Source organism: Methylobacterium sp. CB376, from assembly GCF_029714205.1.
Taxonomy (GTDB): Bacteria; Pseudomonadota; Alphaproteobacteria; order Rhizobiales; family Beijerinckiaceae; genus Methylobacterium.
The window spans coordinates 138,865-162,171 of record NZ_CP121648.1 but is presented as its reverse complement, the minus strand read 5'-3'; the positions used below and the strand labels follow the sequence as shown (position 1 = coordinate 162,171).

The window sequence follows — 23,307 nt, the reverse complement described above, 5'->3', positions numbered from 1 at the left end:
CGCCATGCGACAGCCCGCTCGACGCCTGATCCTGTTCCTGCTGGCCGGGCTCGCCGCCGCCCCGGTCTCGGCCGCCGAGGGACGCGGGGGGCATCGCGTCGTGTTCCAGGTGGACACGGCCGATCCGGCCACGATGAACCTCACGCTCAACAACGCCACCAACGTCGTCGACCACTACCGCGCCAAGAACGAACAGGTGGAGATCGACATCGTCGCCTTCGGACCGGGCCTCGCCATGTACCGGGCCGACAAATCGACGGTGGCCGACCGGATCGCGCATTTCGCCGATTACGGCTTCCCGGCGAAGGTCCAGTTCTCGGCCTGCAACAACACGAAGACCGCCATGGAGAGAGCCGAGGGGCACCCGATCACGCTGCTGCCGCAGGCGACGATCGTGCCCTCCGGAGTGGTGCAGATCATGGAGCGGCAGGAGCAGGGGTGGAGCTATGTGCGGCCGTAAGGCGATCATCCGGCGCGCGGTCTTCGTCGCCTTCGCGAGCGTGTTCCTCGCCCGCCCGGCCGCCGCGGAGGAGGCCCTCGTCACCTACAAGTCGGTCTCGCCCGACATCGCCTTCGAGATCGCCCAGGCGGCCTTGAGGAGGTGCCGAGAGGACGGGCTTCAGGTCGCGATCGTGGTGATGGACCGGTTCGGCGCACCCCTCGTGCTGCTGCGCGACCGCTTCGCCGGCCTGCCCGCGGCGACCACGGCCTCGTCCAAGGCCTACACCGCGTTGAGTTTTCGCAGCTCCACGGCGGAGTTCGCCAAGGGCATCGAGACGAAGCGCCTCGATGCCGGGCTCGGACGATTGCCGAACGTGGTCGCCATGGCCGGCGGCCTGCCCATCGAGGCGGGCGGGGGCATCGTCGGCGCGGTCGGGGTCTCCGGCGCGCCGGGGGGCGACAAGGACGATGCCTGCGCCGCCGCCGGCATCGAGGCGGTGCGGGACAAGCTGGATTTCTGAAGCCGCCGAGACCGGATCGGGCGTGTCATACCACATCCGCTTGATCCCTTCGGGATGGCGAAGCAATCAACCGGATGTCGTTTGAGGTGGTCCGCCCGAACCTGCAAGAGCGCGTTGCCGAGCGAGTGCCCGGGGCGTGATCAGCCCCGGACGATCTCCGCCTCCAGCCCCTGCCGGTCCGGTCGATTGCGGAGGCGCAGGCTCAACCCGCTCCGGCGGGATGCCATCTCTGCGATGGCCAGGCCGAGCCCGCTTCCCGTCGCGCTCTTGTGGCGGCCGCGAAAGAAGCGCTTCATGGCGTGCGGCAACTCCTCCTCGGGGATGCCGGGTCCCTCGTCGCGCACGACGACGCCCCCGCCGCCCGGCCGCGCGGCCCATTCCACCAGCCCGGCCTGCATGTGCTGCACGGCGTTCTCGTGCAGGTTTCGGACGGCGAGACGCAGGCTCTCCGGGTCGGCCCACATCGTGTAGCCACGCAGCCCGGGGTCAACCACGGTCCGGATGCCGGGAGGTGCTCGCAGACCTTCCACGGTCTCGGCCACCAGCGCACCCACATCGACCTCCGTCAGAGGCCGGGTTTCCCCCGAGGCGTCGAGCCGGGCGGTGTCGAGGAGCTGGCGGACGAGGCGCGTCGTGCGGTCCACGGCCGCGAGAATCTGGTGCAGCGCGGCTTTCGCGACCTCCGGGTCCGTTGCGGCCATGGCGACCTGGGCCTGAGTCTTCAGGCCGGCGAGCGGGGTGCGCAGCTCGTGCGCGGCGAACGCCGTCACCTCCCGTTCGTGCCGGCGCGCCGCCTCGACCTTGAGGAACAGCCCGTTGAGGGCGTCGGCCAGAGGGCGGACCTCCGTCGGGGCCTGGCCCGCGTCGATGGCGCTCATGTCGTCGGCGTCGCGAGCCGCGAGGTTCCGGGCCATCAGCCGCAAGGGGCGCAGGCCCCGTCCGAGGCTCGCCCAGATCAACATGCCGAGCAGAGGCACGACGAGGAGCGCGGGGGTGATCAGACCCATGATGAGGTCGGTGACGAGGCGTTCGCGCAGGCCGAGGCGGTCGCCGACCATGACGCGCACGCCCTTCTCGCCATCCTCCACCGTGAACACCCGCCAGGTTTCGCCGTCGACCTCGCGCTCCGAGAAGCCGGCCGGCGCATCGGTCAGGCGCCGCTCCGGGGCTCCGCTCGACCGCGCGACCATGCGCCCGTCGAGGGACCAGATCTGGCAGGAGAGCTGCCGCTCGTAGGCCGTCGGCGCCGGGAAGGTGCGCGGCGTCCCGTCCGCGCCCGTGCCGCCGACCGCGCCGACCAGGGAGCTGACCATGCGCGCGGCTTCCTGGAGGCGATTGTCGAGGACCTGCTCCACCTCGCGCCTCGAGCCCAGGTAGATCCAGGCAACCGCGCTGAGCCAGATCAGGCCGGTGGCGAGGAGGAGGATGGCGAAGAGCCTGACGCGCAGCGACCTCATGCGGGCGCCCTCATGCGGTAGCCGAGGCCGCGCACCGTCTCGATGGCGTGCTTGCCGATCTTGGTGCGCAGGTTGTGGACGTGCACCTCGACCGCGTTGCTCTCAACCTCTTCCTGCCAGCCGTAGAGGCGCTCCTCCAGCTCGGCCTTCGAGCGCAGCACGCTCGGGCGTTCCATCAGCGCGGCGAGCACCATGAACTCGCGCCGGGACACGGTGACCGGCGCCCCGTCGACCGTGACGGTCAGGCTGCCGGGGTCGAGCCGGATGCCGCCGTGCTCCAAGCCGGCGGCGGCCCGCCCTGAGGCGCGCCGGACGACCGCACGGATGCGGGCCGAGAGCTCGTCGAGGTCGAAGGGCTTGCCGAGATAGTCGTCGGCGCCCCCGTCGAGCCCGGCGATCCGGTCGGCCACGGCGTCGCGGGCCGTCAGCAGGACGACGGGCGTCCGGTCGCCCCGGCCGCGCAGGCCGCGCAAGACGTCGAGGCCCGAGCCGTCCGGCAGCATCAGGTCGAGAATGACAGCCCCGAACTGACTTGCCGTGAGTGCGGCATCGGCGTCCGCGCAGGTCGCGACGCAGTCGACGGCCGCCCCGCTCAGGGCGAGCCCGGCCCGCAAGCCGTCCGAGAGGATGGGATCGTCCTCGACGACGAGGATTCGCATGCGTGTCTCCCTTGCCGGCCCGGCATCCTCCAGGCCTGGCTTAAGGCTGGCTTAAGCTGCGTGTCCGACCCGCGACGGACCGATCCGAACCCGGACCCCGCCGCTCATGCCGAACGTTCTCGCGCACCTTGTCCTCGCTCTCGTGGTCTGGGCGGGCTCGTCGCTGTGGTCACCGGGGCAGTGCCAGGACGCCGCCACGCGGCAAGGGCCGTTCTCCCTCGCGGTGACCCGCGACGCGGACCTCTCGCTCCACCTGCGTTGGACCATTGCTCCCGGCACCTACCTCTATCGCGACAGGATCGCCGCCGCCGCACCGAGCGGTCAGTGGCTACCGGTCACAACGGAACCGGGCGAGATCAAGGACGACCCGAACTTCGGGCCCACCGAGGTTTATCATGGCTCGGCCGGGGCCATCGTGCCGGGCGCGGCTCTCGCAGGCGCGCGCGAAGTGCGGATCACCTATCAGGGCTGCGCCGACAAGGGCATCTGCTACCCGCCGGTCACGCGGCGGGTGGACTTGGCTGCCCTGAGCGCCGCGGATGCGCCGCCGCGTGGAGGCGGTGCCGCGCCCGGGCGCGCTGCGATGCCTGCCATCCACGCATCGAATGCCTCGCGCTCGGGCGTCCCTCCCGGCGGCCCCGCCTCGCTCCTCACCGGCAACCTGATCGGCGTCCTGTCAGGCATGTTCGGGCTCGGCATCCTCTTGGCATTCACCCCCTGCGTCCTGCCGATGGTGCCCATCCTGTCGGGGATGCTGGTCCGCTCTGGCCAGGCGCTCACGCCGGAGCGCGGCCTCGTCCTCTCCGGCAGCTACGTCCTCGCGATGGCCGCGGCCTATGCCAGCCTCGGCCTCGCCGCAGCTTGGCTCGGGCGCAACCTGCAGGTTGCGCTTCAGACGCCGGTCGCCCTCGGGCTGATGGCCACCGCCCTCGCCGCGCTCGCCCTGTCGATGTTCGGCCTGTTCGACATCCAGGCGCCGCGCTGGTGGCGAGACCGTGCCGGCGCCGCGTCGCCGGCGAAGGGAGGATCGGTCCTCGGCGCCGCGCTGCTCGGCTTCAGCGCGGCCCTGGTCGTCGGGCCTTGCGTGACGCCGCCGCTTGCGGCCGCGCTCCTGTCCGTTGCCCAGACCGGCTCCGTCCTTCGTGGCGCGCTGGCCCTCTTCGCCCTCGGCCTCGGGATGGGCGCACCGCTGGTGCTGGTCGGCACCTTCGGCGCCGGCATCCTGCCGCGCTCCGGCCCATGGCTGGTGCGGGCCAAGCACGCCTTCGGATTCGTCTTCCTGGCGCTCGCGGTCTCGCTGGTCACCCGTCTGCTGCCGGACGGGCTGTCGCTCCTGCTCTGGGGCGCGCTCGCCATCGGCTTCGGGCTGTCGGTCGCGGCGATTGCCACGAGCGGCATCCCGGCGCGCGTGGGCAGGACGGCGGGGATCGTGGCCGTCGCTTACGGCTGCGCCCTCGTCATCGGCGCCGCGGCGGGCGGGACCGACCCCCTGCGACCGCTCGCCGGGTTCGGCACTGCGCGGGCGGGCCGCGCCGCCGAGGCCCGGACGGTTTCCTCCGTCGCTGCATTCGAGACCGCCCTGCGGGCCGCACGCGGCGAGGGTAAGCCGGTGCTCGTCGAGTTCGCCGCCGACTGGTGCACCGTCTGCAGGACGAACGAGCGAACGGTCCTGGCCGATGCCGCCATCCGGGAGAGGCTCAAGGCCGTCTGGGTCATCCGGGCCGACGTCACCCGCGACGACGCCGACACCCGCGCCCTGATGCAACGCTTCCAGGTCGTCGGACCGCCGACGCTCATCCTGATGCGCCCCGACGGCGCCGAGGTCCGGGAGGCCCGCACCGAGGGCGAGCTCACGGTCGAGGACCTGACGCGCGGTCTCGCCCTCGTCGGCGCCTGAGCCACCCCCTCGACACACCCACGGAGACCGTCATGGACCGCAGGACCCTGCTCGCCCTTCTGCCCGCCGTCGCGCTCGCGCCGGTCCTGTCGTCACCGCCAGGAGCCGCCCAAGCCGTCGCCGAAGGCATCGACGCGAACGCCATCCTCAACGACCCCGAGGCGCCGGTCTCGGGCAACCCGAAGGGCGACCTGACCATCGTCGCCTTCCTCGATTACAATTGTCCCTTCTGCAAGAAGTCCGAGCCCGACCTCATCCGGCTGGTGAAATCGGACGGCCGGATCCGTCTCGTCCACAAGGATTGGCCGATCCTCGGCGACGCCTCCGTCTACGGCGCTCAGCTCGCGCTCGCGGCGAAGTACCAGGGTCGCTACGACGCGGTGCACCGCGCGCTCATGGCCATTCCGGGCCGCAAGATCCCGAAGGAGCGGATGCTGGAGGTCGTGTCCGCCTCAGGTGTCGACATGGCCCGCCTGGAGGAGGACCGGAAGGCCCGCCAGGGTGAGATGGCGGCTCTGCTCCAGCGCAACCTCGACCAGGCCGACGCCCTCGGCCTGCAGGGCACGCCCGTCTTCCTGATCGGCCCGCTGAAGGTCGCCGCGGCGCTCGACTACGACGGCTTCAAAGAGGCGGCGACCCAGGCGCGCGCCAAGGGCCGCCCATGATGCGGCGGGTTCCGCGTCTCCCGGCGCTGATCGCGCTCGCCTCGGCGCTCGGCGCCTGCACGGCCTCGATGGGCGCGCCGGCCCCGGTCGCGCAGGCCCGGCCGCAGATCGCGCCGGATGCTCTACGCCGGTACGCGGCCATCACGGACGAGCCGTTCCCGGTCGAGGCGGTCGACCCGCGCGATCTCAAGGCCCGCGACGTTCGCCAGGTGGTCGACGACCCGACGAAGGAGCGGCCCGGCACACTCGTGGTCGACCCCTACGGGCGCTTCCTCTACCTCGTCATGGAGGGCGGCAAGGCGATGCGCTACGGGGTGGGCGTCGGCAAGGCCGGCTTCGAGTTCACCGGCGAGGCGACGGTGGCCCGCAAGGCATCGTGGCCGCGATGGACGCCGACGCCCGACATGATCCGGCGGGACCCGACACGCAACGGGCGCTGGGCTGGCGGCATGCCGGGCGGGGAGAGGAACCCGCTCGGGGCCCGGGCGCTCTACCTGTTCAAGGACGGCAAGGACACGCTCTACCGCATCCACGGCACGACGGAGCCGTGGAGCATCGGCGAGGCGGTCTCCTCAGGGTGCATCCGCATGCTGAACCAGGACGTGATCGACCTGCACCGGCGCGTGCCCACGGGCACGAAGGTCGTGGTGCTCGGCTCGAGAGGCACCGCTCACGCCGCGCGCCAAGCCACGCCGGAGGCGACAGGCAGCCTCGGAAGCAGCGCATCCGCCGGTCCCACCTTGGACGACGGCCTCGATCATCCACGGCTCGACCGCCTCGACCGTGGCGCGCGCGACGGCGTGAGAGAGGACGTCGTTGCGCCGAGCGGCGTCGCCGAGTTGGCGCGCCTGCAGGGCATCGGGTTCGCGTACGTCCACCCTTAGCGCGGGCGGAAGGCGAAGCCGTTCCGGCGTCCGACCATCAGAGCCTGGCCGCCATGAGCGCGTGACTCGCCCGGGTGTCGTGGTCGCCCGGGCCCGGTCCGATGGGGCCGAAATCGCCCCGGAGGGCCTTCAGGGCGTTGCGCTCGACCTCGATCTCGCGGGCCGTGCGGAAGCCGAGCCGCCGTAGCACCGGCAAGGGCGGGCACCAGCCCTGGACGGCGTGCTGGAGCAGGAACGCCGTCACTGCCAGCGGCAGGGCGAGCCAGCGCCGGTCGGCGGTCATGCCGAGGACGGTTCCGGTGAGCGCCAGCGTCGCGGCATTGGCCTCCAGCGTCCGCTCGATGTCCCACTCCGCGTCGAGCTCACGCAATCGGTGACCGATCGCCTGCGGGTGCTCGGCATGCCAGCGGACGCTCGCTTCGAGGTCGGTAGCGATGCGCCGGTTGTCGCGCGCGCCTGTGTGAAGCGGGACCCGCTCCACGGTGCCGGGGATCATCGGCCGTCTCCCTCTTGACGTTAAATTAGATTTCACTAATTAAGCATCATCTAATGTGATGCGACGGGGTGCGGGGGCACCCGGTCCATGACAACCCCGGAGGCGGCGCAAGGATCGGGCGCCGCCCGCCGGTTTGCCCCTGCCGCGGCCCTGGAGTGATTACCATGAACGGCTTCACGCCACTCGGCGCCTCCTTCGGCGGCGTCATGATCGGGGCTTCCGCGGCCCTGTTCCTGCTCCTCAACGGACGCATCGCCGGCATCAGCGGCATCCTCGGCGGGCTGCTCGCCCCACCCTCGCGCGAGACCGGGTGGCGGGTCGCCTTCCTGGCCGGCCTCGTCCTCGCACCGCTGGTCTACGCCTGCCTGGGAGGAAGCCTGCCGCCGGTGACGGTCGACGCCTCGTTCCCGCTCCTCGTGCTCGCGGGCCTGCTCGTCGGGTTCGGCGCGCGCCTCGGGGCGGGCTGCACGAGCGGCCACGGCGTCTGCGGCATCGGTCGCGGCTCGCCCCGCTCCCTCGTCGCGACCGGCATCTTCATGGCCGTCGCCATCCTGACCGTCCTCGTCGCCCGCCGCCTGCTCGGAGGCTGAGCATGGCCAAGATCGCTTCCGCATGCGCCGCCGGCCTGCTGTTCGGGTTCGGCCTGCTCGTCTCCGGCATGGCCAACCCGGCCAAGGTCCTCGCCTTCCTCGACGTGACCGGACGCTGGGACCCGAGCCTCGCCCTCGTCATGGCGGGCGCCGTCGCGGTCTCTGCCGCCGGCGACTGGGTCGCGAGGCGCCGCGGCCGGCCGGTGCTGGAATCGCAGCTGGCGATCCCGACCCGGCGCGATCTCGACCCGCGCCTGATCGCCGGCGCCGCGGTCTTCGGCCTCGGCTGGGGCTTGGCCGGCCTGTGCCCCGGGCCCGCTCTGACCATCCTGACGGTCGTGCCGGGCCCCGCCGCGACTTTCGTCGCCGCCATGGTCATCGGCATGCTGCTGGTCCGCCTCGTTCCCTCGGCGGGCTCGAAGCCGGCGGCGGTGCAGGGAGCTGACGCGTGATGCCCGGCTTGCTGACATCCGGCCTCGCGACCGGCTCGGGCGGGGTCGTCGGCGTGATCCTCGGCCTCGTCGGCGGGGGTGGCTCGATCCTCGCGGTCCCGCTCCTGACCGACGTGGTCGGGGTGAGCTCGCCCCACGTGGCCATCGGCACCAGCGCCCTGGCGGTCTCGGTCAGCGCGGCCGGCAACCTCGTCCCGCAATGGCGGGCCGGGAACGTGAAGTGGCGGTGCGCGGCGGCGTTCTCGCTCGCCGGCATTCTCGGTGCGCTCGCCGGCTCGGCCTCGGCCAAGGCGGTCGACGGACAGAGTCTGCTGGCGCTGTTCGGGGTGGTGATGCTCGTCGTCGGGGGCCTGATGCTGCGCAAGCGGCGCGGCGAGGGCGATCCGGACGTGCGCCTGACCAGGCGGAGCGCCCCGGTGCTCCTGCCCTGGCTGCTCGGGATCGGGTTCTCGGTGGGCCTGTTCTCCGGCTTCTTCGGCATCGGCGGGGGTTTCCTGATCGTGCCGGGGCTGATGCTGGCGACGTCCATGCCGCTGCCGATGGCCATCGGCACCTCGCTGGTGGCGGTCAGCGCCTTCGGGGCCGCCACCGCGGCGAGTTACGCCGCCTCCGGCCTGATCGACTGGCCGCTGGCCGGCCTGTTCATCCTGGGCGGCGTGCTCGGCGGCCTCGTCGGCGCCCGCCTCGGCAAGCGCCTCGCCGGGCACAAGCGCGCCCTGACCCTCACCTTCGCCGGCCTCGTCATCCTGGTCGGCCTCTCCATCGTCGCCCGCGGGGGCCTGCCGCTCCTCGGCGCGGCGACCTGAACCCGGAAGGAGGAGATCCATGTCGGACCAGACCACCGCGCCCTTGCGCGGGCGTCCCATCGTGACGGGCTTCCACGACGCGCCGACCGGCAGCATCCAGTACGTCGTCGCGGACCCCGAGACGACGCGCTGCGCCATCATCGACCCGGTGCTCGACTTCGACCCGAAGTCCGGCGCGACCGCCACCCGTTCCGCCGACACCCTGCTCGCCCATATCGAGCGCGAAGGCTACGCGCTGGAGTGGATCCTCGACACGCACCCGCACGCCGACCACTTCTCGGCGGCGGGCTACCTGCACGACAGGACGGGGGTCCCGACCGCCATCGGCGAGAAGGTCGTCGAGGTGCAGCGGCTCTGGAAGGGACTCTACAACCTGCCCGACGGGTTTCGGACGGACGGCTCGCAGTGGTCGCGCCTGTTCGCCGACGGCGAGCACTTCCGGATCGGCACCCTGGACGTCGAGGTGATGTTCACGCCGGGCCACACCCTGGCCTCCATCGCCTACCGGGTGGGGGATGCCGCCTTCATCCACGACACCTTGTTCATGCCGGACAGCGGCTCGGCGCGGGCCGACTTCCCTGGCGGCAACGCGCACGCGCTCTGGCGCAGCATCCAGCGCATCATGGCGCTTCCGGACGAGACGCGGCTGTTCACCGGGCACGACTACCGCCCGGGTGGGCGCGAGGCCGCCTGGGAGAGCACGGTCGCCCGGCAGCGGGCCGAGAACACGCATCTGACGGAGACCGGGACCGAGGAGGCGTTCGTGCGGATGCGCGAGGCGCGCGATCGCGAGCTGCCGATGCCCAAGCTCATCCTGCATTCGCTGCAGGTGAATATCCGGGGCGGCCGGCTGCCGGAACCCGAGGCGAACGGGAGGCGCTACCTGAAGATCCCGCTGAATGCGCTCGACGGCGCGGCTTGGGGCGAGTGACGGAGGTGACCATGACCACGAAGAGCGCGAAGGACTTGGTGGCTGAGGCCAACCGCGAGGTGGAGACTCTGTCGGCCGAGGAGGCGCTGGCGCGCCTCGGGCAGCCGGACACGGTGTTCGTCGACGTGCGCGAGGGCGAGGAGGTGGCCAAGAGCGGCAAGATCGCAGGCGCGGTTCACGTGCCGCGCGGCTTTCTGGAATTCCAGGCCGATCCGGCAAGCCCGACCCATAAGGCCGAACTCGGGGGTGGCAGGCGGCTGGTCCTCTATTGTGGATCAGGGAGCCGCTCGGCCCTGGCCGCCCAGACGCTCAAGACCATGGGGCTGGGTCGGGTGGCTCACGTCGCTGGCGGCTTCTCTGCGCTGGAGAAGGCGGGTGCGCCGGTCGAACGGGGGTGAACGGAAAGCGGCCGCTGTTCGGCGCCTAACCTCCCCACACGGATCGTCCCTGGCGACGCGATGTCATTCGGGGACGGTCTGCGTCTGCTTCGAACCGTGAAGCAGACCTCAGATGGGCCGCTTCTTTGGGTCCGCTGCGCGTCAAGATCGTCCAATTCGGAGTGCCATCCGGGATAGCCGAAAGTTCACGAGAGGGATGGATCCGCTCAGGAAATCGAGCGGGCCGCCGCGAGCAAAGCTCCACGTTGCGGCTCCAAACGACACGCTCGCCCGTATCAAAGCTTTGGTCACGCGAATATCCTCGTGATCTTCGTGACGTAATGACCGCTGCACGATTGTCATCCGCAGCGGCCAACGGCCCGGTATCGCGATTCGGTTCCTAAACACGAGCTTCGCGAGTTCCCGCTCTGCACCCGCCGTTACCCTTGCCTCAAAACTTACGGCTCCAGGACTGACACTCCTCCGAACCCGGAACACGGCTTCCTGCTTGGGGATGCTCCACATCGCGCGCGCTCCCGCGATCGAGGCTGGGTGATCGACCCAGATCTCGGGCACGCTCAGCGCGAGTTGCCAACCGTACCCGACCTGAATCGCGGCCATTGCCTCGTTGTAGGCCAGAACACCGGTCGGTTCGTACACCGCGAAGGCCGTTCCAAGGAGCGCGCGGCCCATCATGATCACCGGCCGCACGTCCCGCGCCAACCAACCTGCCGGCAGGCGGGACGCTTCGACCCGCCACAGCGAGACGAAAGCTGTCCCCTGAAGGTGCCAGGGCGGCGGCGGATAGCTCACCCCGTTCGGATCGATCGGCCAGGTCGACGGTCCTGCAGTCATTTCGGTCACGCTTTGCCGACAATATCGATCACCTCTCCGCGGTCGGTCCGCCAGGGCGGCCTATCAACGCGATGAACTCGCGATCGGCAGACAAGACGCCGCTCGGTATGCGGCGGCGCCGTCTAGAGCGGCACCCGATCACGTTGCAACCGGGTGCCGCTCTCGATCTTTGATCTTGCCGCATTGTCCGCGACGAACCGGCATCCACTTCGTCGGAAAATGCTCTGGCGTGCCGATCGCATGCTCCCGGCGGTCGCGGCGCTGGTCAGGCCCTTCTTGTCTTTCGATCTCTTCTATCGGCCGTCGTCAGCATCGGGAAAATCATCCGGCAACCGCCGGCCGCGCTCAGGACGATGGCGCAGCCTCCTTGAACGGCAGTGCCGACCAGCCCGCGAAGACCGCATCGTCCCCCAAGCACTCCTCGATGCGAAGCACCTCGTTCCACTTGGCCATTCGCTCCGACCGGGAGAACGAACCGACCTTGAGCTGGCCGGCATCCCAGCCGACAGCCAGATGGGCGATGGTCGTATCTTCCGTCTCGCCCGAGCGGGCCGACACGATGGTGCCGAAACCCGCCTCCTTCGCAGCGAGGAGGGCCGCGTGGGTCTCGGCGAGGGTGCCCGCTTGGTTCGGCTTGATCAGCACCGCATTGGCCGAACGATCGCCAGCTGCGCGTGTCACGCGCTTCGCATCGGTGACGAAGAAGTCATCGCCGATGATCTGACAGTGCCGGCCATAGCTCGCCGTGAACGCCTTGAACCCGTCGACGTCGTCCTCGGCCACCGGATCCTCAATGGACACGATCGGGTAGGCATCGAGCCAGCTCCCGAGCATGTCGATCATCCCGGCCGTATCCAGCGTCCGGCCGTCGAGAGCCAGGACATAGGCTCCGGCCCGACCGAACTCCGAGGCCGCGACATCCAGCGAGATCGCCACGTCGGCGCCCGGCCTGAAGCCCGCAGCCTCGAGCGCGAGCATGAGGGTATCCAGGGCCTCCTCGTTGGACGCGAAAACGGGCCAGTACCCGCCCTCGTCGGCGACGCCCTGAAGCTTGCCGGCCCTCCGCATCAACGCACCGGCTGCGCGATAGATCTCCGCAGTCCAGTCCAGCGCCTCGGCGAAGGACCCGGCACCAGGGCACATCACCATGAAGTCCTGAATGTCGACGCGCCTCTCGGCGTGCGCCCCGCCGCCGAAGATCTGGATCTCCGGAAGGGGGATGCGCACCTGCCGAGACCCGGCCAGCAGCTTCCAGACCGGAAGCCCGACGGCACGGGCCCGCGCGTGCAGCACGGCCATGGATGTCGCCACGGTGGCGTTGCCGCCCAGCCGGGACTTGTCGGGCGTGCCGTCGAGCGCGATCATCGCCGCATCGATCGCCGGAGGATCGCTCGCGTCCATTCCCACGAGCGCCCGGGCGATCGGCCCGTTCACGTTGCCGATCGCCCGGCGCACGTCGAGGCCACCGAATGCCTCGCCCCCGTCACGCAGGTCGATCGCTTCGCCCGAGCCGGTGGACGCTCCCGCCGGCGCGATGGCGCGGCCGACCGCGTGGCCGCCCACCGTGACCTCCACCTCGACAGTAGGGCGACCGCGGGAGTCCCACAGGCGGCGTCCGTGCACGGACGTGATGGTCATGCTGGTCAATTCAGGACCTCCCTCGCCCAGTCTTGCCGGATCTGTGAGAGCTGCCGCGGGCGGCTCACGATCAGATGACGGGCCACGCGCCTGACGAGCTCGCGGTCAGCCTCCGCCGTGATGTACTCCGCGGGCGACTTTCCATCGATGCGGCCCAGGAACAGCGCCGGCAGAAGGCGGGCTGCCCGCACCTCCACGCTCTCGGGCGCCTCCCAGCACACGCGGGAGAGATAGGACGACGCGAGCGCATCGAAGCAGGCCAGGTAGTCCGTCGCGTGCGGCCTCTTCCAGACGCACTTGAGGAGGAGATGGTTGAGGCAGAATGCCAGGTCGAAGGCCGGCTCGCCGTACCACGCACATTCGGCATCGAGCAGCACGGGTCCGGCCGGACCGGCAAGGATGTTCTTCGGGCTGACGTCGCCATGCACCATGACGACCTTGCTCTGGATCGTCGCCCGAGAGAGGGCGAAGAGCTCCTCCGCGAGGTCGCCGTGGCGCCTCGCTGTTGCCTCGAGGTAGGGTTCGAGGCGGATGGCGTGGAACGTCTCGTCATTGGCAAAGCGACGCGCCGCTTCGGCCGAATGAGCCGTCGCGTTGTGGATGGTGGCGATGGTTTGGCCAACCGCCGACGCGAAGGCGGGCCTCGCCCGGCCATCGCGGAGCTCGTCCTTCCAGATCGGATGGCGAGCGGGATCCAGGTAGGTCATCGCGAACACGCCCAAGTCAGGGTCGTGCGCGATGATGTCCGGCACGGCGTGCGGGACGGCGCGCCGTGCCTCGATGAACCAGCCCACCTCGCTCTTATTGCGCGAGACGGGGGCATTCCATTCCTGCGCGACGCGCAGGCGCGCCAGCGCCTTTTTGACGACGAAGGTGCGCTCGCCGACCTCCACCCGAAAGATGTCCGACGCGACCCCACCGGTGAGCGGCACCAGCCGCGTCGGCTCGCCGAGCGTCACCAGCCCGCACCGGTTGAGGAACTCGCTGATCACCGTCTCGGCTTCGGCCGGCGATGCCGCCATGGCAGTCATGTCGAACCCCAACGATCCACAGACGGGAAGGCATGGTGAGCACCAAATTCGCACCGAGCACAACGCTTATCGGGATAACGGACAGCGCCAGATCGGTGCTCGCCGTCGCATCCTCGATCCACCTCCCGGAGCGAGGTCGGGAAACAAGGTTGCTGACTGCATCGATCAAGGCGAAACCTCCCGCCGCGGCGCCGAGGAGGGCCGACGACAACGGCTGCAGGGTCATGCCCTGATAGAGACCGGGATCCCGCCCGTCTGCGCACGGCCGAGCTTCGCGGGGGCACGGTCCCGCTGGTGCGCCCGACGCGGGAGCGCCCGGGACGTGGGCATGTGAGACAAGTGGATCGGGAGACCGCCATTCCGGAAAGCACCCGCAACCGGACATTCCCGACACGCGCTACGAATGTCCGGAAGGGGTCAATAGCCTGGGTTGCGCGAGCACCGCTGGAAGGTCCGAGTGGCGTCCGAAGCTCGGGTCGAGCGAGGACGAATCGAAGGTCCGAGTCGGGTCGCAAGCTGCTGCTCCAGGCCAAGGTCGAGTCGCTCCACGAGGGCAGCCAACCCGCTGGTTCGCGGCCTCTGGGGCGCGGGCATCGACGGTCATGACCACCCAGTGCGGCGCGCACGTCCGGCGGTTCGCCCGCCGGGCAACGGGGAGAATCGTGAAGCCGTCGCCCCGGCCGATCCCCGTCCCGGCGCCGCGATTCGCCCAAATGCCGCGCGGGGCGGCCCCCTGTCTCGAGGAGCCGCCCCGCGACGCCGCGGAACTCGGGCCCCGCTACCGCCGCCGGGATATCGAGCGGCGGGCCGGGAAGGCCAAGGCCGGTGAGGCGGCCCGGAAGCGCGTGCGGGTGCGCATGTCGCGGAACTCCGCGCGGACCTCCTCTTCCAGTCCCTCGTGCGGCACCATGGCCGCGAGGTCGCCAGGCTCGATCCGCGTGTCGCTCCCGTCGGGCCGACGGACCTCGATGGCGCGGAACTCGGTCGGCGGGATCTGGTGCGGGGAGACGCTCCACGTTTCTCCCTCGCGCTGGCCGCCCGGTCGGATGAGTTGCTCAATGCACGCGGCGGCCCGGCGGCTGCGCGGTGTCCGAGTGAACGTGAGCCACTGACGGAGCGCGCGGTCGCCCGACGGGATGACGATCGTGATGCGCACCTCCCGCTGGTCGGCGGCGATCCCGTCGAGGCCGTGGCCCCGCGGGTCCGGGTCCGTCTTGAACCACGGGGCCCTAAGCTCCGGCTCCCGTCGCCGAAGGCGACCTCGCCCCGCCACAGGCCGCCGGTCGCACCGATGACGGGGAGGTGTCGAAGGGAAGTGTCGCATCGATCTGATCCGATCCTGTCAATTCGAGGCAGGGGCGATTCCTCGCCGGCTCGCGTCGCGGCATGATGCGCCGGCCGGCGCCCGCCGCGTCGGGTGACGCTCAGGAGATCACGACGTTGCTGCCGAGCCCGCCGTCGAGGACGTCGAGGCCCGGTCCCCCGATCAGCACGTCGTCGCCCTCGCCCCCGAGGAGCGTGTCGGGGCCGGGGCCGCCGATCAGGACGTCGTTGCCCGCGCCGCCATCCGCGGTCAGCAGCATGCCGGTGGCCGTCAGGCCCGACGCCTCGATCACGTCGTCCCCGCCCAGCCCGTTGATCAGGAGGCGGTCGCTCGGGTCGAAGCCGACGATGTCGATCTCCGCCGCGAGGCCGAGCACCCGGATCCCGTCGCTGCCGGCGATCAGCTGAATCACGTCGTCGCCGGCGGTGCCGTTGATCACGACCGTGTCCGCCTGCCCGTCGCCGCCGCCCCCGGCGCCCGCGAGGTTCAGGACGACCCGCGTCACGTCGGTGCCCGACAGGTCGTCGACGGTGATCCGGTCCGCCCCTCCCAGCGCCCTCACGTCGACCGTCTCGACGTCGTTGAGGTCCATCGTCACGCTGGCGATGTCGCGCCGCAGCACTGCCCGCCCGCCATTGGCCGCTAGGTCGATGGTCTCGGCGATGTTCGCGCCGTTGAAGAGCAGGGTGTCGCTGCCGGCCTGCCCCTCGACCACGTCGCTGCCGTCGCCCGGGTCCCACTGGAAGGTGTCGTCGCCCGCGCCCAGCATGGCGACGTCGCTGCCCTGCTGACCGTCGACGACGTCGTTGCCGTCGCCGCCGAGCAACAGGTCGCCGCCGTTGCTGCCGAGGATGGTGTCGTTCCCGGAGCCCCCGTCGACCGTCACGCCGATCAGCGCGGCGAGGTTCCCGGTCGCGCTGAAGCGGTCGTCCCCCCCGTTCATGTTGACGACGATCCGCTCGGTCGTCCCGATATCGAGGGAGAAGGGCGCCGGATCCAGCCGGTCGAAGCGCACCCGCGTGCCGTTCGCCGTCAGCGCGAAGGTCTCGGCGCCGTTGCCGCCGTTGACCTCCGCGGTGTCGGTGCCGTCGCCGCCCTCGAACAGGTCGGTGTCGTCGCCGGGATTCCAGATCATGCGGTCGTCGCCGGCCTCGCCGAAGACCTGGTCGTCGCCGTCGCCGCCGGTCAGCACGTCGTTGCCGGCGCCGCCGAACAGCAAGTCCGCCCCGCCCTTGCCGAGCAGCGTGTCGTTGCCCGCCTGACCGAAGAGCATGTCGTTGCCCGAGCCGCCGGTCATCACGTCGTTGCCGGCCCCGCCGAACAGGTTCGCCCGCGGGAGCGCGCCGTTGGCCTCGTTCAGGGTCAGGACGTCGTTCCCGCCCTGACCGAAGACCTGGATCAGGCCGGTATTGGCGACCGTCGCGGTGCCGCCGGTGATCGGCACGGCTCCGCCGTTGACGAGGATCTGGCCGGCCGCGTTCCGGCTCAGCGTGACGGTGTTGTCGAGACTGTCCCCGAAGACCGTCGCCGTCCCGTTGCCGAACGTCGCGACCAGGGCCAGCGTGGTCGGCGAGGTGCCGAGGCCGGCCGGCCCGCGGCGCGCGTCATCCGCCAGCAACACGGCGTCCTGGTCGTCGTCCTCCGTCCCCACCGGCGTCGGACGTGACACGATGTTCTTGAGATTTGCTGCCTTCGAGGGAGTCATCTCGGATCTCCGTGACGACCGATGCGGTCGAGATCCGTTATCGGCGCCCGGCCGCCGCCGTACTGTGAGCCGGATCACAGTCGGGCGGGGAGGGGCGCCTCGGATGACCCGCGCGATCGGCGCGGCGTCCGCGGTCAGCGGGGAATCCCGCGAGGGACCTACTGCACGAACACGATCGGCACGGTGAAGCGCAGGCTGTCCCGGTCCACGAAGGACGGCGGCTCCCCCAGCTTCCTGCCGGGAGTCACGACGGCGTAAGCCTCCTTGACGGCCGCCGGGTCACCCAGAAAATCCGTGACGCGCGCCTCGACGATCACGCCCTCCGTGTCGAGCCGGATGTAGGCGATCGCCGCACCCCCCTTGCGCACCTTCTGGTGGGTCAGCTTGTTGATTCTGCTGATAATCCTCTTCACGTACGAGATGGAATAGTCCCGGTAGGTCAGGTCGTCAGGATCGCTGGCGAGATTGAAGCGGTCTATGTACTTCCGGTCCCGGTTGAGGATGTAGTACCGGAGCTTGTCGAGGTCGTAGTCGTCGCAGACGTCGAAGACCGACCGGGCCTCCGCGCCGGACGGCGGGCGCGCGCCGTCGGGCTGGTTCGCGGTCTCGGCGGACGGTTCCGAAGTAAAATTGTTGTAGCGTCGGATCTCGAAGAAGAATGCGATGAATTCCTTGCTGAAGATCCCATCCTGACTGATCTCAGCTGCGGCGCCGCGATCCTGCACGAGAAAGATGACGGCAAGCGCAAACAGGACGGCGCGCATCTTCGCCCCCAAGTGCATCCGCGTGCCGCCCGAGCGGAAGGGCCGCGCGTTCAGGCAAGCCGCGGGTCGAGTCCCAACAGGCGGACCGTCAACACCTGATAAAGGTCGAGGTTCCCGAGCAGAGCCCGGGCGATCGACATCGGGCGCGGGGGAGGGATCCCGCGGCCGCCGGCGGGACGTCCGCGGCGCGGAGCACGGGTGAGCGGGAAGGCCCCCGCGGGTCGCCCCGTCGGCGCGGCGACTTGACGGGCGGCGGCGGCGCGTGTCCTCCTCCGGGCGCGCGGTGAAGCCGACGCGATCCCGGAGGTCTCCGCGAGCCATGGTCGGTCCCGGCGAGCGCGGAACGGCCCGTCGAGGCGGCGGCACGCGGCCCGGATGGAGCGCCCGATGAGGTCTCGGCTGCCGCCGCTCGCGGCCCTGGCGATGATCGCGGCCTTGGCGATGATCGCGGCCTGCGAGCAGGCATCCGCCGGACCGCCCACGATCGCGGGTCTCTACATCCGCCGCGCGCCGTCGCGCGGGGAGATGCGGATCGAGCGGGCAGGACCGCGCTGGACGATCTCCATCGTGGCGGGAGGGCTGCCGCGAGGACCGGCCACGGCCGCCGACTGCTCCATCGTCGCGGATGGCGACCTGAAGGGCACGCGGCTGACCGCGCGCATTCGCGACGATGATCCCGCCGTGGAGCGGCTGATCGAGATGCGCCTCTCGCCCGGACGCGCCGTCATCACCTTCGGCCAAGTCGAGGGACCCTGCGGGATGGGCTCGGACGTGTCCGGCACCTACACGAAGGCGCGCTGATCGGGGCCCGTCGGCGGCCGGAATCGCGCGGCGCGTCCGGTCGGACCGGCCAGCGGCTGCCCTCAGGCGGGGGAGGGCGCGCCGGCGCCGTCCGTCGGCGGGAACAGCGCGGGCGCGCCCGCGCCGAGCCAGGGCACCAGCGCGTCGAGGCGCGGCATGGCCTGCTCGCGCAGGACGGCCTGCGCGCGGGCGGCGATCCGGGGCGCGAGGCGCGGGATCTCGCCGCGCAGCGTGACGAGGAGCAGGTCGCGCGAGAAGCCCGGCTTGGGCAGGGGCAGCACCTCGATCCCCGGCGCGTGGGCGATGCCCTGGAGCAGGCAGAGCGGCGTCGTGACCGCCACGCCCATCCCCATCGCCACCATGGCGACGAGCGCGTCCGAGGTGTCGAACTCGAAGGCGCGCGGGGGCCGCAGCCCGAGGCGGCTCAGGTGGCGCTCGACCTGCTGGCCGACGAAGGAGCGCTCGCTGTGGCGGACCAGCCGGTGGCGGGCGAGGACCTCGCGCAGGCCCAGGGGCGCGAGCTCCCCGGCGAGCCCGCGCGGCACCGCCAGCAGGTAGGGTTCGCGGAACACGGGATAGCGCTCGATGCCGGACAGGCCGTCCATCGGGTCGCAGGTGATCGCCGCGTCGATCGCCCGGCGCAGGAGCGCCTCGGCGTGCGAGAAGGCGAGGCCCGACCACGCGGTCAGGGTGAGCGCCGCCGTCCCGTCGAGCAGGTCGCGGACGAGGTGCGCCCCCACCGTCCCGGCGAAGGAATCGACGAGACCGAGCCGCAGGTCGATCCGCTCCGGCTGCGCCGCGGCGGAGCGCAGGACGGCCAGGAGGTCCTCCAGGTCGCGGCTCAGGTCCTGAACCCGGGCCGCGAGGATGCGGCCGGCGGCGGTCGGGACGAGCGGCCGGCGGGCGCGGTCGAACAGGGGCGCGCCGATCGCCGCCTCGACGCGCCGGACCACCTGCGAGACGGCGGATTGGGTCAGGCCGTGGCGCCGGGCCGCCGCCGTGATGCTCCCGGTCTCCGCGACGGCGCGGATCACCCGGAGCGCGCCGAGATCGGGAAGCGTGTCCATCCTGGCCCGGCTTCATAAGCCCCTGTCATGCCGATCATCAATCCTGCTTCATCGGAGGCGCGGCCATTGCCGGCTCGCCCAGGCATTGGGCACCAAGGGGCCTGCGCACGGGATGAGCAGGGACCGGACCGGATGAGCAGGACCTACGACGTCGCCGTGATCGGCCTCGGCGCCATGGGCAGCGCGACGCTCTTCCAGCTCGCCCGGCGCGGCGCGGCGGTGATCGGCCTCGACCGCTTCGCGCCGCCGCACGCGATGGGGTCGAGCCACGGCGAGACCCGCATCACCCGGCAGGCCGTCGGCGAGGGCCGGGACTACGTGCCCTTCGTGCTGGAATCGCACCGGATCTGGCGCCAGCTCGAGGCCGAGACCGGGGAGACGCTGCTGAACGCCTGCGGGGTGCTGGTCATGGGGCCGGGGCGGGGCCCGACCTCGCACCACGGCAAGCCGGACTTCGTCGGCCGCTCGCGCGACGCGGCGCTCGCCTTCGGGATCCCGCACGAGATGCTGACGGGCGCCGAGGTCGCCCGCCGCTTCCCGCAATTCCTGAACCTCGCGGGCGACGAGAAGGCCTATTACGAGCCGGGCGGCGGCTACGTCCTGCCCGAGCGCTGCATCGCCGCCCAGCTGCGGCGGGCGGAGGCGCTCGGCGCCGAGATCCGCACCGGCACCGAGGTGCTCGGCCTGGAGCAGGACGCGTCCGGGGTGACCCTGCGCACCCGCGACGGCGCGATCAGGGCCGCGCGCGCCGTCGTGTCGGCCGGCGCCTGGACGGCGCCGCTCCTCGGATCCGCCTTCGCGCGCCTCCTCACGGTGCGGCGGCAGGTCCTGCACTGGTTCGCCCTCGACGACGTCGGCGCCTACGGCCCCGGCGCGCCGGTCTTCGTCTGGATGCACGGCGCGAGCGACGTCGACTACCTCTACGGCTTCCCGCCGGGGCCGGGCGACCATCGCCTCAAGGTCGCCACCGAGCAGTACGCGACGCGCACCACCGCCGATTCCATCGACCGCGCCGTCTCCCCGGAGGAATCCGCCGAGATGTACCGCCTGCACGTCGCCGGGCGCTTGGCGGGCGCGACCCCGCGCGTGGCCGAGGCCGCCGCCTGCCTCTACACGATCACGCCCGACCGCGGCTTCATCATCGACCGCCACCCCGATCACGACAGGGTCACGGTCGTCTCGGCCTGTTCCGGCCACGGCTTCAAGCATTCCGCGGGCATCGGCGCGACGGTGGCCGAATCCCTCACCGAGGGACGCAGCGCGATCGATCTCGCGCCGTTCCGCCTCGGTCGATTCCAGTGATCGCGCCGGCCGTGGCGCGCCGCTTGCATCGAATCATGCTGCTTGATTTGGTGTTCCGATCGACGCGGCGGCACCGCCGCGGCGATAATCCGGTCGACAACGGCCGAGTGCGGGGCGCCTCAGGTTGACCGCCCGCGCGTCGCCCCTTCTCCTCACCCCCGACGGAGGTTCGATCCCATGCGACAGAAGGTTCGTGCTCTGGCCCTCGCGGGGGTCGCCCTCGCTACGCTGTCCGGGGCGAGGGCGGCGGAGGGCGTCGACGCCATCAAGCAGCGCGGCAAGCTGATCGTCGGCGTGAAGGCCGATTACCGGCCCTTCGGCTTCCGCGACCCGAGCGGCAACATCATCGGCCTGGAGCCGGACCTCGCGGCCGACATCGCCAAGCGCCTCGGCGTCGAGCTCGAACTCGTGCCGGTCGTCTCCTCCAACCGCATCGAGTTCCTGCAGCAGGGCAAGGTCGATCTCCTGATCGCGACGATCTCCGACAAGCCGGAGCGCCGCCGCGTGGTCCAGGCCATCGACCCGCAATACTACTCGGACTACGTCAATATCCTGCTGCCGAAGAAGGGCGGCATCACCGAGTGGGGTCAGCTCAAGGGCAAGCCGGTCTGCGCCACGTCGGGCGCGTGGTACAACAAGGACGTGGCCCGCACCTACGGGGCCGAGATCGTCGCCTTCGACGGGTCCGAGAAGCCGCTCTTCGCGCTCAAGCAGGGCAATTGCGTCGGCTACCTGTACGACCAGACCTTCATCCAGGGCCGGCTCGGCGAGGACGAGTGGAAGGCCGATTACGCCATGCCGCTCAAGGGCATCCTCGAAGCGCCCTGGATCATGGCGGTCGCGTCCGGCAATGCCAGCCTCCAGGCCGTGATGGAGACCGCGACCAAGGACTGGATGCGGACCGGCTTCATCGTCGACGAGGAGAAGAAGTGGGGCATCGCGCCGACCGACTACGCGCGGGCCATGCACGACAAGTACAAGAACGCCACCAACTGAGTCCGGCCCGCCCGGCCGCGGCCGGGCGGGCCCCAGGGTGTGAAGGGATGAGCGGCATTCCGGACTGGTTCCAGCGCCTCTACGACACGACCGGCTTCAATCTCACGGTCTTCTACGATCCCTACGATTGGGGGCGCTACGTCGCCGGCCTGCGGATGACGCTTCTCCTCAGCGTCTCCACCATCCTGATCAGCCTCGTGCTGGGCGCGCTCGGCGCCCTGCTGCAGGGCGGGCCGTCCCGCCTGCTGCGCGGTCTCGTCCACGGCTTCGTGGTTGTGTTCCGCAACACGCCCCCGCTGGTGCAGATCTTCTTCTTCTACTTCGGCCTGGGCACGCTGCTGCCGGCGACGCAGACGGCGTCGGGCCTGCGCGAGCCGCTGCTCAGCAACGTCCAGTGGGCGATCGTGTCGCTGTCCCTGTTCGCCGCGGCCTTCAACGTCGAGATCTTCCGCTCCGGGATCGAGGCGGTGCCGCGCACCACGGTCGAGGCGGCCGAGGCGCTCGGCTACACCCGCGCCAAGGCCTACCTCCACGTCGTGCTGCCGCTCGCCCTGCGCATCTGCCTGCCTGCCCTCAACAACAACCTGATCAACCTGCTCAAGACGACGACCCTCGCCTACGCGATCGCGGTCCCGGAAACCCTCTACGCGGTCAAGCAGATCTGGTCCGAGTCGCAGAACGTGCTGGAGATGATGCTCGTCCTGCTGGCGACCTACGGGATCCTGGTCGGCATCCTGGTGTGGCTCATGCACCGCTGGGAGCGGGCGCTGCGCATCCCGGGATACGGGCGATGAGCGGCGAGCCCCGGCCCCGCGCGCTGCCCGTCCTGCTGCCCGTCCTGCTGCCCCCTCGGCCGCCCGCGCCGCCGCGGCTGCGCCTGCGCCCGCACCACGGCGTCGCGCTCGGGCTGGCGATGCTCCTCGCGGCGCAGGCCGCGCCCGCCCAGGCCCCGAGCGGGGCGGCTCCCCTGCCGGCCCTCGACGTCCTGATCAAGTGGGCGCCGCTCCTCCTCACGGGCTTCGCCTTCAACATCGCGATCTCGCTGCTCGCGATGCTGCTCGGCACCGCCGCCGGGCTCTGGCTCGGCCTCGCGCTCCTGGCGGAGACCCGGGCCCTGCGCGGGGTCGCATGGCTCGCCACGCAGGTCTTCCGCAACGCGCCCTGGCTCGTGCTCCTGTTCTTCGTGATGTTCCTGGTGCCGTTCCAGGTCACGGTGTTCGGCCTGCGCATCCCGCTGCCCGACTGGGTCAAGGCGACCGGCGGCTTCGCCCTGCCGGTCATGGCCAACGTCGCCGAGATCGTGCGCGGGGCCGTGCGCTCGATCCCGACCACGCAGTGGGAGGCGGCGGAGGCCCTGGCCTTCACCCGGCGCCAGACGATGTGGCGCATCATCCTGCCGCAATGCCTGAAGCGCATGCTGCCGCCCTGGATGAACCTCTACGCCCTCGTCGCCATGGCGACCGTCCAGGCCTCGATCGTGGGCGTCTCCGAGATGCTGACGCTCACCGCGCAGGTCCACGCCGCCGAGGGCGGGCGGCCCGAGCTCTTCGCGCCGCTCTACGGCTTCGCCCTCATCTGCTTCTTCCTCTACTGCTACCCGATCGACCGCTGGACGGCCCGCCTGGAGCGGCGCTTCCACGTCGCCTGA

Annotated in this window: 25 protein-coding genes; 15 read left to right on the top strand and 10 right to left on the bottom strand. The window is 71.0% G+C overall.

The features are described 5' to 3' along the window. The first annotated feature begins 4 nt into the window (after nt 1-4). Together QA634_RS00700 and QA634_RS00695 are read left to right on the top strand one after the other, a co-directional pair. Nucleotides 5-460: a DsrE family protein gene (locus tag QA634_RS00700; RefSeq protein WP_012330142.1), complete on the top strand. Its 456-nt coding sequence runs from the start codon at nt 5-7 to the stop codon at nt 458-460. After that, nucleotides 447-962, top strand: coding sequence for a GlcG/HbpS family heme-binding protein (locus QA634_RS00695; RefSeq protein ID WP_012330141.1), 516 nt, complete (start codon nt 447-449; stop codon nt 960-962). Before QA634_RS00700 ends, QA634_RS00695 begins: the two co-directional genes overlap by 14 nt. Nucleotides 963-1,102: 140 nt before the next feature. Here the strand turns inward: QA634_RS00695 and QA634_RS00690 are convergent, their stop codons facing one another. Next, the gene (locus QA634_RS00690) at nt 1,103-2,419 is read right to left on the bottom strand and encodes an ATP-binding protein (protein WP_012330140.1); all 1,317 of its coding nucleotides are present in this window, start codon (nt 2,417-2,419) and stop codon (nt 1,103-1,105) included. After that, entirely contained in the window at nt 2,416-3,078 is a 663-nt protein-coding gene (locus QA634_RS00685) for a response regulator (protein WP_012330139.1), read from the bottom strand. Before QA634_RS00685 ends, QA634_RS00690 begins: the two co-directional genes overlap by 4 nt. Nucleotides 3,079-3,184: 106 nt before the next feature. On the opposite strand from QA634_RS00685, the gene dsbD reads away from it, so the two are divergent. The 3 genes from dsbD to QA634_RS00670 are packed head-to-tail and all read left to right on the top strand — an operon-like array spanning nt 3,185 to nt 6,524. Continuing rightward, nucleotides 3,185-4,975 carry a protein-disulfide reductase DsbD gene (gene dsbD, locus QA634_RS00680; RefSeq protein ID WP_012330138.1) on the top strand — a complete coding sequence of 597 codons (1,791 nt, stop codon included), beginning with the start codon at nt 3,185-3,187 and terminating at the stop codon, nt 4,973-4,975. 32 nt (nt 4,976-5,007) lie between these two features. Further along, nucleotides 5,008-5,640, top strand: a complete 633-nt coding sequence (locus QA634_RS00675; RefSeq protein WP_012330137.1) for a DsbA family protein — start codon at nt 5,008-5,010, stop codon at nt 5,638-5,640. Then, nucleotides 5,640-6,524: a L,D-transpeptidase family protein gene (locus tag QA634_RS00670; protein ID WP_415926927.1), complete on the top strand. Its 885-nt coding sequence runs from the start codon at nt 5,640-5,642 to the stop codon at nt 6,522-6,524. Before QA634_RS00675 ends, QA634_RS00670 begins: the two co-directional genes overlap by 1 nt. Before the next feature lie 37 nt (nt 6,525-6,561). On the opposite strand, the gene QA634_RS00665 is transcribed toward QA634_RS00670, so the two are convergent. Then, nucleotides 6,562-7,020, bottom strand: a complete 459-nt coding sequence (locus tag QA634_RS00665; RefSeq protein WP_012330135.1) for a DUF2892 domain-containing protein — start codon at nt 7,018-7,020, stop codon at nt 6,562-6,564. Nucleotides 7,021-7,184: 164 nt separating this feature from the next. On the opposite strand from QA634_RS00665, the gene QA634_RS00660 reads away from it, so the two are divergent. The 5 genes from QA634_RS00660 to QA634_RS00640 are packed head-to-tail and all read left to right on the top strand — an operon-like array spanning nt 7,185 to nt 10,197. Next, entirely contained in the window at nt 7,185-7,610 is a 426-nt protein-coding gene (locus QA634_RS00660) for a YeeE/YedE family protein (protein ID WP_012330134.1), read from the top strand. A 2-nt stretch (nt 7,611-7,612) separates the two neighbouring features. Next, nucleotides 7,613-8,062 (top strand): DUF6691 family protein, encoded by a 450-nt coding sequence (locus QA634_RS00655; protein WP_012330133.1) that lies wholly within the window; start codon nt 7,613-7,615, stop codon nt 8,060-8,062. After that, nucleotides 8,062-8,868, top strand: coding sequence for a sulfite exporter TauE/SafE family protein (locus QA634_RS00650; RefSeq protein ID WP_012330132.1), 807 nt, complete (start codon nt 8,062-8,064; stop codon nt 8,866-8,868). The genes QA634_RS00655 and QA634_RS00650 overlap by 1 nt, the downstream gene beginning before the upstream one ends. Nucleotides 8,869-8,887: 19 nt before the next feature. After that, entirely contained in the window at nt 8,888-9,799 is a 912-nt protein-coding gene (locus tag QA634_RS00645) for an MBL fold metallo-hydrolase (protein ID WP_012330131.1), read from the top strand. An 11-nt stretch (nt 9,800-9,810) separates the two neighbouring features. Further along, nucleotides 9,811-10,197 carry a rhodanese-like domain-containing protein gene (locus QA634_RS00640; RefSeq protein ID WP_012330130.1) on the top strand — a complete coding sequence of 129 codons (387 nt, stop codon included), beginning with the start codon at nt 9,811-9,813 and terminating at the stop codon, nt 10,195-10,197. Between the two features lie 141 nt (nt 10,198-10,338). Here QA634_RS00640 and QA634_RS00635 read toward each other — a convergent pair whose 3' ends face one another. The 6 genes from QA634_RS00635 to QA634_RS00610 all read right to left on the bottom strand — a co-directional run bounded on the left by QA634_RS00635 (nt 10,339) and on the right by QA634_RS00610 (nt 17,493). Then, nucleotides 10,339-11,031: an acetoacetate decarboxylase family protein gene (locus QA634_RS00635; protein ID WP_012330129.1), complete on the bottom strand. Its 693-nt coding sequence runs from the start codon at nt 11,029-11,031 to the stop codon at nt 10,339-10,341. A gap of 345 nt (nt 11,032-11,376) precedes the next feature. Next, nucleotides 11,377-12,669: a phosphopyruvate hydratase gene (gene eno / locus QA634_RS00630; protein WP_415926926.1), complete on the bottom strand. Its 1,293-nt coding sequence runs from the start codon at nt 12,667-12,669 to the stop codon at nt 11,377-11,379. 5 nt (nt 12,670-12,674) lie between these two features. Next, nucleotides 12,675-13,700: a phosphotransferase family protein gene (locus QA634_RS00625; protein ID WP_265576498.1), complete on the bottom strand. Its 1,026-nt coding sequence runs from the start codon at nt 13,698-13,700 to the stop codon at nt 12,675-12,677. 778 nt (nt 13,701-14,478) lie between these two features. Then, nucleotides 14,479-14,856 carry a hypothetical protein gene (locus tag QA634_RS00620; protein ID WP_265576497.1) on the bottom strand — a complete coding sequence of 126 codons (378 nt, stop codon included), beginning with the start codon at nt 14,854-14,856 and terminating at the stop codon, nt 14,479-14,481. Between the two features lie 268 nt (nt 14,857-15,124). Beyond that, a complete protein-coding gene (locus tag QA634_RS00615) occupies nt 15,125-16,729 on the bottom strand; it encodes a calcium-binding protein (RefSeq protein WP_012330125.1) in 1,605 nt (534 codons plus the stop codon). Between the two features lie 158 nt (nt 16,730-16,887). Next, the gene (locus QA634_RS00610; RefSeq protein WP_018262989.1) at nt 16,888-17,493 is read right to left on the bottom strand and encodes a hypothetical protein; all 606 of its coding nucleotides are present in this window, start codon (nt 17,491-17,493) and stop codon (nt 16,888-16,890) included. Between the two features lie 387 nt (nt 17,494-17,880). On the opposite strand from QA634_RS00610, the gene QA634_RS00605 reads away from it, so the two are divergent. Further along, a complete protein-coding gene (locus tag QA634_RS00605; protein WP_012330123.1) occupies nt 17,881-18,294 on the top strand; it encodes a hypothetical protein in 414 nt (137 codons plus the stop codon). 62 nt (nt 18,295-18,356) lie between these two features. Here QA634_RS00605 and QA634_RS00600 read toward each other — a convergent pair whose 3' ends face one another. Continuing rightward, on the bottom strand, nt 18,357-19,361 hold the full coding sequence (locus QA634_RS00600; protein WP_012330122.1) for a LysR family transcriptional regulator: 1,005 nt from the start codon (nt 19,359-19,361) through the stop codon (nt 18,357-18,359). Nucleotides 19,362-19,493: 132 nt separating this feature from the next. Between QA634_RS00600 and solA the strand changes: the two genes are divergently transcribed. The 4 genes from solA to QA634_RS00580 all read left to right on the top strand — a co-directional run bounded on the left by solA (nt 19,494) and on the right by QA634_RS00580 (nt 23,307). Beyond that, entirely contained in the window at nt 19,494-20,663 is a 1,170-nt protein-coding gene (gene solA / locus QA634_RS00595) for an N-methyl-L-tryptophan oxidase (RefSeq protein WP_012330121.1), read from the top strand. Between the two features lie 177 nt (nt 20,664-20,840). Further along, on the top strand, nt 20,841-21,659 hold the full coding sequence (locus QA634_RS00590; protein ID WP_012330120.1) for a transporter substrate-binding domain-containing protein: 819 nt from the start codon (nt 20,841-20,843) through the stop codon (nt 21,657-21,659). 47 nt (nt 21,660-21,706) lie between these two features. Then, a complete protein-coding gene (locus QA634_RS00585; protein WP_012330119.1) occupies nt 21,707-22,453 on the top strand; it encodes an amino acid ABC transporter permease in 747 nt (248 codons plus the stop codon). Further along, nucleotides 22,450-23,307: an amino acid ABC transporter permease gene (locus QA634_RS00580; protein WP_012330118.1), complete on the top strand. Its 858-nt coding sequence runs from the start codon at nt 22,450-22,452 to the stop codon at nt 23,305-23,307. Before QA634_RS00585 ends, QA634_RS00580 begins: the two co-directional genes overlap by 4 nt.

Coding starts and splice junctions, on each gene's coding strand:
- QA634_RS00700 (WP_012330142.1), top strand. CDS start 5: ATGCGACAGCCCGCTCGACGCCTGATCCTGTTCCTGCTGGCCGGGCTC.
- QA634_RS00695 (WP_012330141.1), top strand. CDS start 447: ATGTGCGGCCGTAAGGCGATCATCCGGCGCGCGGTCTTCGTCGCCTTC.
- QA634_RS00690 (WP_012330140.1), bottom strand. CDS start 2,419: ATGAGGTCGCTGCGCGTCAGGCTCTTCGCCATCCTCCTCCTCGCCACC.
- QA634_RS00685 (WP_012330139.1), bottom strand. CDS start 3,078: ATGCGAATCCTCGTCGTCGAGGACGATCCCATCCTCTCGGACGGCTTG.
- dsbD (WP_012330138.1), top strand. CDS start 3,185: ATGCCGAACGTTCTCGCGCACCTTGTCCTCGCTCTCGTGGTCTGGGCG.
- QA634_RS00675 (WP_012330137.1), top strand. CDS start 5,008: ATGGACCGCAGGACCCTGCTCGCCCTTCTGCCCGCCGTCGCGCTCGCG.
- QA634_RS00670 (WP_415926927.1), top strand. CDS start 5,640: ATGCGGCGGGTTCCGCGTCTCCCGGCGCTGATCGCGCTCGCCTCGGCG.
- QA634_RS00665 (WP_012330135.1), bottom strand. CDS start 7,020: ATGATCCCCGGCACCGTGGAGCGGGTCCCGCTTCACACAGGCGCGCGC.
- QA634_RS00660 (WP_012330134.1), top strand. CDS start 7,185: ATGAACGGCTTCACGCCACTCGGCGCCTCCTTCGGCGGCGTCATGATC.
- QA634_RS00655 (WP_012330133.1), top strand. CDS start 7,613: ATGGCCAAGATCGCTTCCGCATGCGCCGCCGGCCTGCTGTTCGGGTTC.
- QA634_RS00650 (WP_012330132.1), top strand. CDS start 8,062: ATGCCCGGCTTGCTGACATCCGGCCTCGCGACCGGCTCGGGCGGGGTC.
- QA634_RS00645 (WP_012330131.1), top strand. CDS start 8,888: ATGTCGGACCAGACCACCGCGCCCTTGCGCGGGCGTCCCATCGTGACG.
- QA634_RS00640 (WP_012330130.1), top strand. CDS start 9,811: ATGACCACGAAGAGCGCGAAGGACTTGGTGGCTGAGGCCAACCGCGAG.
- QA634_RS00635 (WP_012330129.1), bottom strand. CDS start 11,031: ATGACTGCAGGACCGTCGACCTGGCCGATCGATCCGAACGGGGTGAGC.
- eno (WP_415926926.1), bottom strand. CDS start 12,669: ATGACCATCACGTCCGTGCACGGACGCCGCCTGTGGGACTCCCGCGGT.
- QA634_RS00625 (WP_265576498.1), bottom strand. CDS start 13,700: ATGACTGCCATGGCGGCATCGCCGGCCGAAGCCGAGACGGTGATCAGC.
- QA634_RS00615 (WP_012330125.1), bottom strand. CDS start 16,729: ATGACTCCCTCGAAGGCAGCAAATCTCAAGAACATCGTGTCACGTCCG.
- QA634_RS00610 (WP_018262989.1), bottom strand. CDS start 17,493: ATGCGCGCCGTCCTGTTTGCGCTTGCCGTCATCTTTCTCGTGCAGGAT.
- QA634_RS00605 (WP_012330123.1), top strand. CDS start 17,881: ATGAGGTCTCGGCTGCCGCCGCTCGCGGCCCTGGCGATGATCGCGGCC.
- QA634_RS00600 (WP_012330122.1), bottom strand. CDS start 19,361: ATGGACACGCTTCCCGATCTCGGCGCGCTCCGGGTGATCCGCGCCGTC.
- solA (WP_012330121.1), top strand. CDS start 19,494: ATGAGCAGGACCTACGACGTCGCCGTGATCGGCCTCGGCGCCATGGGC.
- QA634_RS00590 (WP_012330120.1), top strand. CDS start 20,841: ATGCGACAGAAGGTTCGTGCTCTGGCCCTCGCGGGGGTCGCCCTCGCT.
- QA634_RS00585 (WP_012330119.1), top strand. CDS start 21,707: ATGAGCGGCATTCCGGACTGGTTCCAGCGCCTCTACGACACGACCGGC.
- QA634_RS00580 (WP_012330118.1), top strand. CDS start 22,450: ATGAGCGGCGAGCCCCGGCCCCGCGCGCTGCCCGTCCTGCTGCCCGTC.